Origin of the sequence: Stutzerimonas stutzeri (genome assembly GCF_000590475.1) — a bacterium.
Lineage (GTDB): Bacteria > Pseudomonadota > Gammaproteobacteria > Pseudomonadales > Pseudomonadaceae > Stutzerimonas > Stutzerimonas stutzeri_D.
Genome location: NZ_CP007441.1, coordinates 319,528 through 332,945, shown reverse-complemented (window position 1 = coordinate 332,945; position 13,418 = coordinate 319,528). Strand labels below are relative to the sequence as shown.

The 13,418-nt window shown below is 63.0% G+C and carries 12 protein-coding genes and 1 pseudogene; 4 read left to right on the top strand and 9 right to left on the bottom strand.

What is annotated here, in order from left to right; all coding sequences use genetic code 11:
- The first annotated feature begins 163 nt into the window (after positions 1-163).
- The 3 genes from CH92_RS01545 to CH92_RS01535 all read left to right on the top strand — a co-directional run bounded on the left by CH92_RS01545 (position 164) and on the right by CH92_RS01535 (position 3,904).
- On the top strand, positions 164-2,044 hold the full coding sequence (locus CH92_RS01545; protein ID WP_025240043.1) for a polysaccharide deacetylase family protein: 1,881 nt from the start codon (positions 164-166) through the stop codon (positions 2,042-2,044).
- 144 nt (positions 2,045-2,188) lie between these two features.
- Positions 2,189-3,199, top strand: coding sequence for an SDR family oxidoreductase (locus tag CH92_RS01540; protein ID WP_025240042.1), 1,011 nt, complete (start codon positions 2,189-2,191; stop codon positions 3,197-3,199).
- Positions 3,200-3,550: 351 nt separating this feature from the next.
- On the top strand, positions 3,551-3,904 hold the full coding sequence (locus CH92_RS01535) for a hypothetical protein (protein ID WP_025240041.1): 354 nt from the start codon (positions 3,551-3,553) through the stop codon (positions 3,902-3,904).
- 182 nt (positions 3,905-4,086) lie between these two features.
- Here the strand turns inward: CH92_RS01535 and CH92_RS01530 are convergent, their stop codons facing one another.
- Positions 4,087-4,293: a hypothetical protein gene (locus tag CH92_RS01530; protein WP_144380944.1), complete on the bottom strand. Its 207-nt coding sequence runs from the start codon at positions 4,291-4,293 to the stop codon at positions 4,087-4,089.
- A gap of 513 nt (positions 4,294-4,806) precedes the next feature.
- Between CH92_RS01530 and CH92_RS01525 the strand changes: the two genes are divergently transcribed.
- Complete coding sequence (locus CH92_RS01525; protein WP_025240039.1) at positions 4,807-6,450, top strand: methyl-accepting chemotaxis protein; 1,644 nt, start codon at positions 4,807-4,809, stop codon at positions 6,448-6,450.
- 155 nt (positions 6,451-6,605) lie between these two features.
- On the opposite strand, the gene CH92_RS01520 is transcribed toward CH92_RS01525, so the two are convergent.
- From CH92_RS01520 to CH92_RS01485, 8 genes and pseudogenes are all read right to left on the bottom strand, one after another.
- Positions 6,606-8,258: a proton-conducting transporter membrane subunit gene (locus CH92_RS01520; protein ID WP_025240038.1), complete on the bottom strand. Its 1,653-nt coding sequence runs from the start codon at positions 8,256-8,258 to the stop codon at positions 6,606-6,608.
- A complete protein-coding gene (locus CH92_RS01515) occupies positions 8,255-9,751 on the bottom strand; it encodes a complex I subunit 5 family protein (protein ID WP_025240037.1) in 1,497 nt (498 codons plus the stop codon). The genes CH92_RS01520 and CH92_RS01515 overlap by 4 nt, the downstream gene beginning before the upstream one ends.
- Entirely contained in the window at positions 9,748-11,172 is a 1,425-nt protein-coding gene (locus tag CH92_RS01510) for a complex I subunit 5 family protein (protein WP_025240036.1), read from the bottom strand. The genes CH92_RS01515 and CH92_RS01510 overlap by 4 nt, the downstream gene beginning before the upstream one ends.
- Entirely contained in the window at positions 11,172-11,468 is a 297-nt protein-coding gene (locus CH92_RS01505; protein WP_025240035.1) for an NADH-quinone oxidoreductase subunit K, read from the bottom strand. The genes CH92_RS01510 and CH92_RS01505 overlap by 1 nt, the downstream gene beginning before the upstream one ends.
- Positions 11,465-12,360: pseudogene (locus CH92_RS01500) on the bottom strand (Na(+)/H(+) antiporter subunit B). The gene CH92_RS01505 and the pseudogene CH92_RS01500 overlap by 4 nt, the downstream one beginning before the upstream one ends.
- Entirely contained in the window at positions 12,353-12,649 is a 297-nt protein-coding gene (locus CH92_RS01495) for a cation:proton antiporter (RefSeq protein WP_025240034.1), read from the bottom strand. Before CH92_RS01495 ends, CH92_RS01500 begins: the two are co-directional and overlap by 8 nt.
- Positions 12,642-12,893 (bottom strand): monovalent cation/H+ antiporter complex subunit F, encoded by a 252-nt coding sequence (locus tag CH92_RS01490; protein ID WP_025240033.1) that lies wholly within the window; start codon positions 12,891-12,893, stop codon positions 12,642-12,644. The genes CH92_RS01495 and CH92_RS01490 overlap by 8 nt, the downstream gene beginning before the upstream one ends.
- Entirely contained in the window at positions 12,893-13,384 is a 492-nt protein-coding gene (locus CH92_RS01485; protein ID WP_025240032.1) for a Na+/H+ antiporter subunit E, read from the bottom strand. The genes CH92_RS01490 and CH92_RS01485 overlap by 1 nt, the downstream gene beginning before the upstream one ends.
- Between the last annotated feature and the right edge of the window lie 34 nt (positions 13,385-13,418).

The window sequence follows — 13,418 nt, the reverse complement described above, 5'->3', positions numbered from 1 at the left end:
GGGAGACGTTCCCGAGCCATATTGAGAGCAATTGGCCATCAAAAGAGTTCCGAGGTTTTCGGCAACGACCTCTGAATTCCTTTCGAAAGGCTGAGACTGGACCCCGTCGCGGTTTACCCGTACGGTCAATTACCTCCTAGCCATCCCAGACGTCGAGGTTCGCGTGCCGCGCTGGTATCACCCGTCGACTCTTTTTCGCATCCTCGTTGTCCTAGGCGTCGCTGCCCTTATCGGCTTCGGTGTGATTGCTTTCATCGAGCGCAATACCTTTACGCGTCTCACGCCCCTTCACGGCCCCGAAGCGCGCAGCCAAGTCGCCGGGGCATCCCGCACCGACTGGCGCCGCTATCAGGGCGGCGGCCGGTCGAGGCTGGCTATCTTGCTTACCGATGAAGATTCCGCCTGGCTCGGGCTTGCGCATGGACTGAAAAGCATCGGCGTGCCTTTCACCGTCACCCAGGATCCAGCCGAGGCTACTCGACACAAGGTGGTGTTCGCCTACCCGGCCCTGTCGGGACGACACCTCGACGAGAAAGCACTCCTCACGCTGCGCCGATACGTCACTCATGGCGGAACCCTGGTGGCGACCCAGGTGCTCGGTGGCGGCCTGCAAGATCTGTTCGGCTTCGATTCGGTGAGCGAGTCGCGCAGTCATTACCGTGTCGATTTCGCCGAAGATGCGTCAGCCTCCGAGCCTTCGCTGAGCTGGATAAGCCACCCTCACGAGCGGTCGGTGTTGCTCGGCAATCAGGCAAACCCCGATAGCTGGATCGGCACACAAGTCTATGAAGGCGCGAGCTCAACCCTGGCCCATTTCGAAGATGGCTCGCCGGCTCTGGTGCGGCATCTGGACGCCGGTGGCGGCGCGGCCTACGCGCTGGGCTTCGACCTTGGCTTCTTTATCATGCGTGCCCACGGAGATCGAAACGACCAGGGATATCGCAGCTACGCCAATGGTTATGAACCGTCTGTGGATGTCTGGCTGCGCTGGATCCGCGAGCTGTACCGGCAACGCGAGCCGTTGGCGATTACGCTGGATACCGCGCCACAGGGTAAGCAGCTCGCAGCAGCGGTGACCTTCGACGTCGACTATGTGGACTCGATGGAGCACTTGCTGGCTTATCGCGACCTGCTTCAACGGCAGCAAGTGCCCGGCACGTTCTTCATCCAGACCAAGTACTACCGCGATTATCAGGACGAAGGATTCTTCAACGACAGAACGCTGGAGATGATCGACGAACTGCGACGCAGCGGGATGGAAATCGCCAGCCACTCGGTGAGCCATACGGACATGTATGCCTCGGTTCCCCTGGGCGATGGCAGCGAGCGCTATCCAGACTACCAGCCACGGGTAAAGGCGCATGGCGATACCCGCAATGCGACGGTGCTTGGCGAACTGCGGGTCAGTAAATTTCTACTGGAGGATCAGAGCGACGCCGAGGTGGTTTCATTTCGGCCCGGTTATCTGGCCACGCCCCCCGGCCTGCCGCAAGCCATGGAGGCGTCGGGATACCGTTTCGGCTCCTCCGAGACGGCAGGCAACGTAACGACACATCTGCCGTATCGCAGCAACCATGACCGCCGCTACGAGCGCGAAACCTCGGTCTTCGAATTTCCTATCACGGTCGAAGACGAAATCGCGCCAGCGATGGACCTGCGCACCGATGAAGCCGTCACCCTGGCACAGCAGATCGCCACCTACGGTGGGAGCTTCGTCATCCTCGTGCATCCCAACGAGGTCGATCACAAGTATCGCTTCCTGGAAGACGTCATACCGCGCCTCAAGCCCTTCGCTTGGTTCGGCACCCTCGCACAGCTTGGGCAGTGGTGGGCCGCTCGTGATCAGCTGAGTCTCGATGTCGAACGCGACGGATCCACCCTCGTCGTCAGCCTTACGGCAATCGAGCCTATAAGCGGCATCAGCATGCAGCTGCCGGCAGAGGCGAGCGTTCGCGACATCGAACAGATCGGCAGCCTGCTCGAAGGCAATCGCCTGTTGATCAACCATCTACCAGCCGGGACCACCACGATCCGCCTCGATTGAACTGTCCCGCTCGCCCAGCCGGAAACCGATCGCGGACCGTCGTTGCGGTTGCCGTCGCCATCCATCGCCTGCCCGGAACCGCAAGCGGGCGCATAGCTTCTACCGTGCCAGTCCATCCAACTTGCCAATAGTCGAGGTGCTCCCATGCGCATTTCTCTCAAACCCCTGCACAAGCAAGTCATCGTCATCACCGGTGCCTCAAGCGGGATCGGCCTGGCGACGGCCCGCCTCGCCGTCGAGAAAGGTGCCCGTGTGGTGCTGGTGGCGCGCAATGAAGAGGCCCTGGTCGATATCGAGCGCGACCTGAACGCAGGCGATCGCGTGCTGCATGTGATGGCTGACGTGGGCCAGCGCGAGCAACTCGACCGCGTCGCCAGCGAGACGATCGCCCGCTTCGGTGGTTTCGACACATGGATCAACAATGCGGGCAGTTCGGTCTGGGGTCGCTTTGACGAGGTCAGCGATGAGGACCATTACCAGGTCATGCAGACCAATTTCTGGGGCACTCACTACGGTTCCGCGATCGCGGTGAAGCACTTGCGCGACAAGGGCGGTGCGCTGATCAATATCGGCAGCGTCGAGTCGACCAACGCCCTGCCGTTCCACAGCAGCTACAGCGCCAGCAAGCATGCGATCAAGGCCATGACCGACGTCCTGCGGGTCGAATTGCAGAAGTCGCGCACGCCGATATCCGTGACGCTGGTGCGCCCCTCATCGACCGATACCCAGTTCATGGATCACTCCAAGAACTACCTGCCCAGCGCACCGGTGTTCCCACCGCCGGTCTATGCACCGGAGGTCGTCGCCCAGGCGATTCTTCACGCCGCCGAGCACCCGCAGCGCGACGTCTATATCGGCAACGCCAAGCTGCTCTCGCGGCTGGCGCAGAACGCCCCGCGTCTGGCCGACTGGGTTAACCGAACCTTCGTTTACGACACCATCCAGAGCGGGCGCCCGGACCGTCATCCGCGTGGCGCACTTTACGACAGCGATGTCGGCAGTGCCGGTGATGGCCGCGCCAGCGGTCGCTATCCGGGCATGGTATTTCGGCACAGCCTCTACACCCGCGCCACCCAGCATCCTGTTGCGACTGCCGCAGCCGTGGCGGTTGGCGCAGCGGCGCTGGTCGCGCTGTTCGGACATCGCGGACAGTAGTTAGCCGCCAGACGACGCAGCCCATGCTGCGTCGTCAGTGTCGTTCGCTCAGGTTCGGCCTAGGGTTCAGGCGCGTTTCAGCGTCCTTCCTGCAGCAAGACGTGTCACCGAGCCACGCCGGCAAAGGCGCGACACAGCGGTACAGCGGTACAGAATGAAACAGCTGCTGGCTCGCCGACTGGTTTGTTAACTATCGATCTTATTGAAACTTATAATTGGCTGATCCAATCGATTGACAGCCGCATTGATGTATCACACCCGTCGATTTGTACTATTGATACGCTCACGTTTGTTCAACCCGTCCTCGCCCGTAGCATAGCTCCCGTACCCACTCCTACCGAGGACACCCAAATGAAAAAGCTACTTGCAAGCATGATCCTGGCCAGCATCGCTTCCACTGCCTTTGCCATTCCGCCTAGCCATCCACAACCCCTATTGGGTGAAGTGCAGGACGCTTCAACCGTGCAGAAACATGCCGTTGGTGATCGCACCGTTTCGGAAAATGGTTTCGATCGTACGCCACTGAGCAACCAACTTGCGGAAGATGGCTTTGATCATACGCCAACGGGCGAACAGGTTGCTGAAGACGGATTCAACCTGACACCACAAGCTGACCAACTTGCAGATGACGGTTTCGACCGTACTCCTATCGGCCAATTGTTGGCGGAAGACGGCAGTGATCGCACTGGGCCTGGTTCCGCTTAAACATAATGTTCATTCAAGGCGCCGTAGGCGCCTTTTTTATGCCTTATATAAAAATGTTAGCTGCTAACTATATAAGTTAAGCCTGTTACTCAAGCTTCAAAAAATCACAGGCGCACTTAGACTGATTATTTATTCCGAGCTACCGGCAGTTTCGCCAAGACCCAATCGTTCGATGACGCGGATCAATCCGTCAGGATCTGCGAGATCAAGGACGCGAGCGTGACTCCGAGATGCGCCAGACCAAAAAGCGCAGCCATTACCACTTTCCCACGCGACCCCGCATCAGCGGCCAACAAAGAGCCGGATCTTCTGCGCAGCACGAGGGCGCTGCCATCAACATCGCGGGGCACACCGGCATAGGGAACCCTGCCGAACGGCTGACGGCGCATTGGAGCACCGTCAACAAGCTCCACAGCCAACGAGACTTTGTACAAGAAACGAACAGAACTGAGACAGGGGCAGCCGGTACGCGCCAAGGCCATTTCAGGTCATCAAGCAGCGGCTCGCTTAGAAAAAAGGTTTCATCGCCGAGCCAAAATACCGCAACTGATGGCGCTGCTCGCGCCGTATAACCTGATCAATTCAAGCTGTACCAAAATTTTGGCGAAGTAGGGAAAGACGCCACTTAGACTCTGCGAGGCGATAGGCGGCGGGGGGAGCGAAGCTTTTCAGTCGACGCCATTTGAAAATCAGCTGACCTGAACCCGCCAGAGGCGCAGTCCTTTTTTGTCACGGCAGCTTAGGGGAAACCTGCAGCAGAGGCGCGAGCCTCGCCTTGCACATGCAACAACCCGAAAATACTTGTACAAAACATCATTAAAGTACAATGTTTTAAATGGCTTTATGCCATCATTCTGGCTGCACAGTCAGATCATGGATGATCCCAACCTCAGGGCTCTCCCATGAACCTAACCGTGAAACTGAAGCTCGGCCTTAGCTTCGCCGCACTTACCCTCATCGTCCTGTTCGTTTCTATATTGGCGATGGTCGAGCTGGCCAAGTTCAACGATACGTTTTCCAACTACGTCGAGGGTGTGAGCGTCCGCGAGGAGCTGGCCTCTGGGTTGCTCATCGCAACGCAACGCCGTGCCGTTGCGGCACGCAATTTGGTGTTAGTGTCCACCGACGCCGATTTGCAGCTGGAACATGCCGCCGTGCTTGAGGCACACCGCGATGTGCAAACGCACCTCAGCGGCCTGAAGGCAGCCGTTGCTCAGATACATGACGCCGAAGCGGGCAAAGAAAAGCAGCTGCTTGCCGAGCTAGAGCGTATTGAAGGCCTGTACGGTCCGGTAGCTCTAGGCATAGTGGAGCGCGCCGTAAACGGCCAGCGCGAAGAAGCCATCCTGCGGATAACCCGCGACTGCATCCCCCTGCTCCGACAGCTGCTGGCGGCGGGCGAAGCCTTCATGCAACACAGCCGTGATGTGGCAAACGCCGAAGTCGAGTCTGGACGCGCTGATTATGAGGCCCAACGCAACCTGATGATCGGTGTCTGCGTGCTCGCGGTACTGCTCGCCCTGGGACTGGGTATTGGTATCGTCCGTAGCTTGCTGCGCACCCTCGGTGCCGATCCGCTCGATCTCTCCGCCGCCGCCCATCGCGTAGCTTCTGGCGACATGCGCAACATGCCGGGTATCGAGCAGGCGCCCGCTGGCAGCGTCATGGCTTCACTTGGAGAGATGCAGCGCAGCCTCGGCGAACTGATCGGCCAGGTGCGCCGGTCTGCTGAAACGATATCGTCCGCCGCTGAAGAGCTATCGCAGTCGACCGAACAAGCGAGCGCCGGCGTGGTCTCGCAAAAGCTAGAAGTCGATCAGGTGGCCACCGCCATTCACGAAATGGCCGCCACGGTTCTCGGAGTGGCGCGCAATTCCGAAGAAGCCGCCAGCGCGGCGCTTTCAGCCGACCAGCAAGCTCAATCAGGTGAGGCGACGGCACGTCAAGCGGTCGTGCAGATCAAACAGCTGGCCGATGAAGTGGCCCAGTCGGCCGCGGCAATGGCTCGCCTGAACAGCGAAAGCGAACGAATCGGCGGTGTGTTGGACGTCATCAAGTCGGTGGCCGATCAGACCAACCTGCTAGCCCTGAATGCTGCGATCGAAGCGGCACGCGCCGGCGATGCAGGGCGAGGTTTCGCCGTGGTGGCCGACGAGGTACGTACCCTTGCACGACGTACCCAGGACGCGACGGTGGAAATCCAGTCGCTGATCGAGGGGCTGCAACGGATCGCCGGTGAGTCCGCCAAAACCATGCAAGGCTGTAGCGACCTGACGGAGCGCACCGTTGCAGGCGTCAACGATACCGGCGCTGCAGTGGTGGATATCACCCGCATGATTGCAGCTATTCAGCAGATGATGCAGCAGATTGCGACCGCGGCCGAGGAGCAAAGCGCCGTGGCTGAAGAGATCAGCCGCAGCGTGACCAGGGTGCGGGATATTGCCGATCTGTCCGCTGCCTCCGCCGAGCAGACAGCCGCATCGAGCGTGGAACTAGCGCGGCTTGGTGGTGCTCTGACTCAACAGGTCCGGCGGTTCGAGATCTGACGCGGGCCCCGCCTGGTCAATGAACGGAAACGGGAAGCCGAACGGATCGACCCTGCGTTATAGGTGCTGTGTGTTTAGGGCCGAACGTGTTCGGCCATCCCTCCTCCGCGCCGTACCCGCACGCGAGGTGCGGCCAGGGTTGAAAGCGCAACGCTTCACCACAACCAACCCAACCACAGCAAAGCGGCCAGCAACCAGGCGCTCATGGTGAGCGCGCCGGTGCTCCAGAAGCGGTTCCAGCGGCGCTCCCGTTGCCGCCAGCGCGAGGTATTCGGGTGGAGTGTTTGAATGGTCATGGGTGGGTGTAACACCAGACGTCGGAGTAGCAGCGAGAGCGTCAGCGCCGGGTTGGGTAGATTCGCCAGGCGTGCCGGAACCTTCCAGCCCCTTTTCAAGGCCACGCCACCCAAAACCGATGCCAGCAGTAGCGGCCATAGCGCGGCCCAGATGCCCCCCGGATAGAGGCCATGCAGCATCGGCGCGCGCAGGGCGGGCCACAGCCAGGGCAAGAGTAACGAGCCGCTGCTGAGCAACGCCCAGGGCAACAGCTGAGGTAGCGGTGGACGGTTCGCTGGCGCATCGCGGGCATCCCGGCGCAGCAACCACAACGCGCGAATCAAAAGCAGGGCAGTAGTCAGGCTGCTGAGGCTCAACCAGACCAACCAACCTTCGAAATCACCGGCGTGCCAGACGTCTTTCAACGCTGTCTTGACCGCCCCGCCGCTGGTCAGCGGCAACCCCATGATCGCCAGGGCCGGCAGCGCCAAGAGCAGCCAGCCGATACGCGGCAGACGACCGGCATGGATCAAGCCCGCCGCAAGAAACAGCGCACCCTTGGCGAGGCCGTGATGGACGCCGTAGAGCATCAGCACGACGGTCATCGCCTGAAGTTGCTCGGGATGTCGCCAAGCCAGCGCCAGCAGCATCACCAGATAGCCCATCTGACTGACCGATGAATAGGCCAGCACCGCCTTGGCCTTACCTACACATAGGCCCAGCAGTGCTGGGTAGATGGCGCCGAAGACGCCCATGGCGAGCAACACGTCCGCCCAATCGGACAGCAACGGATCCGCTTCCGGCAAACAGCGCCAGAGGCCGAGAAAGCCCGCCTTGAGCATCGCCCCGGAGAGCACCGCACTGGCCGGTGCCGGCGCCGCCGGGTGCGCCAGCGGCAGCCACACGTGCAGCGGCCAGAACCCGGCTTTCAGCCCGAGGCCGATCAGCAACAGCAGCAACGTCAGGCCATCAATCGGCAGTGTCCGCCAGGCCGCAAAGGCAAAGTCGCCATCGGCGGCATGGCTGCGCAACATCAGCCCACCGAGCAAGGCCATTTCGCCGCAGATCGCCAGTTGCAGGTACAGCCGCCCGGCACGGCGTGGACCCGGGCCGCGCTGATGCACGATCAATCCGTAAGCGGAAAGGCTCATGGCGCTAAAACCGAGGTAAAAGCTCAGCGCATCGGTGGCGATGATCAGCAGCAGGTTGCCGGACAGCGCCAGCAGCCAGAACGTCCAGAAGCGCAGGCGTCTCGGATCGTCCTGTTGGCTGCTGCTGGCGAACACCCCGGCGCAGCCCCAGAGCAAGGCCGTGAAGCCCAGCCAGGCGCGGCTCAGGTGATCACCCGCACCCCAGCGTACGCCTTCCCAGAGCATCGGCAGATCCAGCGCCGGCATGGGCCAGATGACCATCGCCAACGCCGGCACACAGCCGAGCCAGAGCCAGCCGACGGCATGCTCGCGCAGCGTCAACAAGCCCAAGCCGGCCAGCAATGGCGCCAGCGGGACGAGGAGCCACAGCCAGGAACTCATATGTCGAACTCCCGCCGGACGATCAGCTGCGCCCAGCCCAGCGGGCTCAGTGCGGTGCCGGCCAACAAGCCGACCGCCACCGCCAGCGCTGCGGTGAACAACGCCGGCAGCAACAGCATCCAGTGCGTTTCCCAGCGCTCCTCGCGCCAGTTGTCTTCATGCCAGTCGGCCGGGGCGGCAAACCACCCGCGCCACAGCAGCGGTAGGAAATAACCGGCATTGAGCAGCGCCGAGCCCATCAGCACCAGCAGCACCCAGTCTTGGCCGACCTCCAGCGCGCCCATCCCCAGCGCCCACTTGCTGACGAAGCCGGCAATCGGCGGAATGCCGATCATCCCCAGGGCGCCGATGCTGAAGGCGGTCATGGTCAGCGGCATGCGTCGGCCCACGCCGTCCATCTCGCGGATGCGGTGAATCCCCAAGGTTTCGGCAAAATTGCCGGCGCAGTAGAAGAGCGTCACCTTCATCAGGCCCTGATGGACCAGATGCACCAGCCCACCGACCGCCGCAATCGGCCCGAGCAGCGCTACGCCGAGCGTCACGTAAGACACCTGGCTGATGGTCGAGTACGCCAGGCGTTTCTTCAGCTCCTGCTGCTGCAATGCCCGCCACGAGCCGTAGAGGATGGTCGCCGCGGCCAGCCAGAGCAGCGGCCCGGCAATGTCCAACTGATCCATCGCCTCGGCGCCATAGACGTCATAGACCACCCGGACGATACCGAACGCGCCTGCCTTGACCACCGCCACCGCATGCAGCAACGCGCTGACCGGCGCGGGCGCCACCATCGCCTTTGGCAGCCAACCATGTAGAGGAATCAGCGCCGCCTTGACGCCGAGCCCGGCGACCAGCAGGACAAAAGCGACGCGCAGCGTTAGATCGTGCTCGCCCACCGCCTGCAGCAGATAGCCACCGGGCTGGAAATCCTGTCCACTGGCCAGCCCATGCAGCAGCGCCACACCCATCAGCACCAGCGCACCGCCGCCCACGGTGTAGGCAAGATAGACGCGCCCGGCGCGCAGCGCTTCGGGCGTACCGCGATGCACCACCAGCGGGAATGTCGCCAGCGTCAGCATCTCGTAGAACAACAGAAAGCTGACCAGATTGCCCGCCAGCGCGAGGCCTACGGTGGCGCTCACGCAAAGGCTGAAGTAGCCGAAGAAGCGCGACTGCAGCGGAGAATTTTCAAAGTAGCCAATGGCATAAACGGTAGTGGCCAACCACAGCACCGACGACAGCGCGACGAACAACAGCGACAGCGCATCGCCCTGCAGCACCAGCGGCGCGCCGGGAAGGAACGGCAGGCTGAAGCGGAACTCCAGGCCTTTGCTCACGCCATAGATCATCGCCGCCACCAGCAACAGCTTGATCACCACACCGGCGAGGTTGAGCGTGACCCGCAAGCGGCGCTGCTCTTCGCGCAGGGTAAAAATCAGCAGGCCCGGCACCAGCGAGCTGAACACGATTGCCAGCGGTAGCCAATGGGTCCAGTTCATCGCGCCACCCCACCGAGCCAGAGCAGCAAGGGCTCGCTGATCAGCGCCAGGCTGAGCACCAACAGCGCCGGCAGCATCGCCAGCCATTGCGCAACGGGATCAGGCTTGACGCTGGGTGGGTTGGGCCGCGCACGATCGAAGCCCAGCGCCACCACACGAAACACGTAAGCCGCCGACATAAGCGTGCCGAGCAGCACACCAAAAGCCCACGGCCAGTGCTGCGGTTGCTCGAACAGCGGCTGCAGCAACAGCCACTTGGCAAGAAAGCCTCCACTGGGCGGCAGGCCAATCAAGCTGCCACCGGCGACGGCGAAAGTCGCCATGGCCACCGGCATGTTCTGACTGGCGCCTTTCAGCGCCCGTACCCGACGCGTACCCAGCACCCGCTGCAGCTCGCCGGCCGCCAGGAACATCGACACCTTGGCCAGCCCATGCGCCAGAACGAACAACCACAGCGCCGCCTCCATGCGCGGCTCCTGCCAGTGGAGCAGCAGGCCGAGCGCCAGCAGCGCATAGCCCAGCTGGGCCACCGTCGAATAGGCCACCAGCACCTTCAAACGCGGCGCGCGCAACGCCGACCAGCCGCCAGATATCAACGCAAAGATGCCGGCCTCGGCGAACAGAAAACCGGCCTGACGCCCCAACTCCGGTGGCGCGATCTGGCTCCAGATCAGCCACAGGATATAAATCGGTCCCTTGACCACCAGCGCGGAGAGCAAGGCGCTTACCGCCGTCGGTGCGCCGGAATGCGCCGGCGGCAGCCACAGGTGCAGCGGCCACAATGCAGCCTTGAGCATCAGCCCGACACTCATCAGCAGCAGCGCCAGGCGGGTGGTGCTGTCGGCCTCGGTCAGCTCGGCCAGCACCAACACATCAAGCACGCCGTAGCGGCCATAAAACAACGCCACGCCAAACAGGTAGGCGAGCGACCCGGCCAGCGACAGCATCAGGTAGTTGAAGGCCGGGCGATAGGCCTTGCGCCCGGCCAGTGCCACCAGCGCCACGGCACAGAGGCTCAGCAGTTCAAGCGTGACGTACAGGTTGAACAGGTCCGCCGATAGCCACAGTGCGACCAGCGACGCATGCAACAGGCAGGACAACGGCCAGTAATCCTCGTTGCCAGTGGCGTGCGAGCTGCGCGCTGCATAGAGCGCGACCAGCAGATGCAGGCCGGCGGTAAAGACCATCAGCAGCGCGGTGAGCGGGGTCAGCTGGAACCGGATCGCCAACGGTGTCTCCCAACCGCCGATCTGTAACAGCTGCGGCCCGAGGCTGATCGCCTGCTGCAAGGCAAACGCCGCGGCGGTCAGGCTGGCTGCGCTCATCAGGATCACGCAGAGGCCACTACGAGCCGGCCGCAGCAACACCAGCAGCAGAGCTGCAATCAGGGGTAGGGACAGGCTCAGCAACGCCGCATTCATTATTGCGGCTCCTGCTGGCCCTTTGACTGCTCCGGATCTTGCGCCACGCCGGCCAGCCGCAACGCCAGGGCGGTGGCGCTGACCGCCACCACTAGCCCGGTCACCACCAGCGCTACCAGCAGCGGATCGCTCGGCTGGCTGCGCGCCGCCAGGGCGATCATCACCAGAAACACGCCACTGCCCATCAGGTTGAAGGCGATGATCCGGCGCAGTGCCTGACGCAAGGTCAGCAATCCGTGCAGTCCAAGCAACCACAGCGCAGCACCGATGATCATCCAGAACAGGCTGCTGGTCATGAGGAGACATCCTCCCCTTCGCCCACCACCAGCAGGCTGAGGCTCGCAGCGATCGACAGGGTCGCTACGCTCTCGATCAGGACAATGAGCAGCTTGGCCGCCCCGCTTGGGTAGGTCAGCCAGCCCTCGCCCAGCCAGGCGGTCATCAGCGCAACACCGATAAACACCAGCAGGCCGCCCAGCACCAGCAAGCGCAACGGCTTGAAGGACCAGCGCAACCGTGGCACCAAGCCCGACAAGCGCAGCAGCACCACACCCGAGGCCAGTAGCGCCCCAGCCTGAAAGGCGCCACCTGGCGCGCTGGCACCGCGCCACAGAATGTAGCCGGCGGCCAGTACCAGCAACGGGGCCAGCACCCGCGCCCAGGCTCGTAGAAGCGGCCAGGGCTCCGCCAGATCCAGCGGTCGCGGCCCCAGTTGCCGCGCGCCGAGCAGCGCCAGCAGCAGGACGGCCAGTTCCAGCAGCGTGTCCCAGGCGCGGTAGTTCAGCAGCACGGCGGTTACCGGGTGGCTGACACCGGTCTCATCCAGATGCAGGTTGATCAGCGCCGGCAACCGCGGCTCGACCTCACTCAGTGGCGCCAGCCCTTGCACCAGCAGGATCAGCATGGGCATGACCACCGCCGCGGCCGCCAGAAGGCACCTGGCAGATCCGCTGGCTTGTGCTGGCGCGCCAGTGCGGTGAACAGCAGAACGCCGGTCAGCCCGGCGCCAATCGCCGCTTCGGCCAACGCCAGGTCCGCTGCGCCCAGGCGCGCCCAGATCAACGCCAGCGCGAGGCCGAAGGCGATGAACAGCAGCACGCTGGTGTAGAGGTTGCGACCATGCAGCGCGCCGAAGGCGAGCCCCAACAGGAGCAGGCCAAGCACCCCGTCGAACAGCCATTCAGTCATCGCGTGGCTCCTCTCCGGCCTGTCTCGCCAGCAACTGGCAGGCGGTGGCGCTGGACGCCAGCAACAACAGCCAGATCAGCACCATCTGACCGATTTCCCAGAGGCTGTCGGCACGCAGCGAGAGCCCGGCAATCACCAGCCCGAGGCCCAGAGTGTCCGCTTTGGTTAAGGCATGCAGACGGCTTACGGTGTCGGGAAAGCGCAGCAGACCGATACTGCCCGCCACGAAAAACAGCAGGCCGCCAATCAGCAGCAGCCAGCTGAGACCATCCAGCAGCAGCTCAGTCATGTCGGCCCCTGCGCAGCAATTGCACCAGCGCGGCGCTCGCGACCGCTGCGAGTAGCCCCAGCAGCAGCGCCACGTCACGTAGCGCCGGTTGGTGTTGCCATTGAGCAAGCACCAACAGCAAGGCCGTGCCGGTGGTGCCGAACAGCTGGATCGCCAGCAGCCGATCCACCCGACCCGGCCCCAACACCACGCGGCCGAGCCCGATGATGATGGTTAGCAGCAGCAGGGACGCGTACACCGCCATCAATGCGGGCGCCCCCGCACCAGCAGCTGCTCGAGGCGCTGTTCGAGTTCGCTCACGGTGGGTTTCCACGGCTGGCGCTCATCAAGCACATGCACGCGCATCTGGTCGCCCTCCACTCGCGAGGCCAGGGTGCCGGGCAACAAGCCGACCAGCGCAGAGAGCACCAGCCGCACCTGAGGCGAAGGGCTGGCAATCGGGTAGTCGAGCCACGCCGGCTGCAGCGGTCGGCGTGGATGAACCGCACGCACGGCCACATCCCAGGCGCCAGCGGCCATCCTGCCGAGAAAGAAACCGACAAACCCAGGCAGCGCCCGCAGCGACGGCTGCCAGGGCCGCAAGCCCAACCAGACTGAAAGCCCCGCGGACAACAGGACGGTCGGTGCGCCCAGCGACCATCCGCCGCCCTCGCTGAACAGTGCCCAGATCAAGGCATAGATCACCGCCCAGCCCAGCCCATCCAGCCATCGGCGAGCGCTTCCGACCTCCATCATCACTGCGTCTCCTTGTGGCACGTTCTGTTATGGA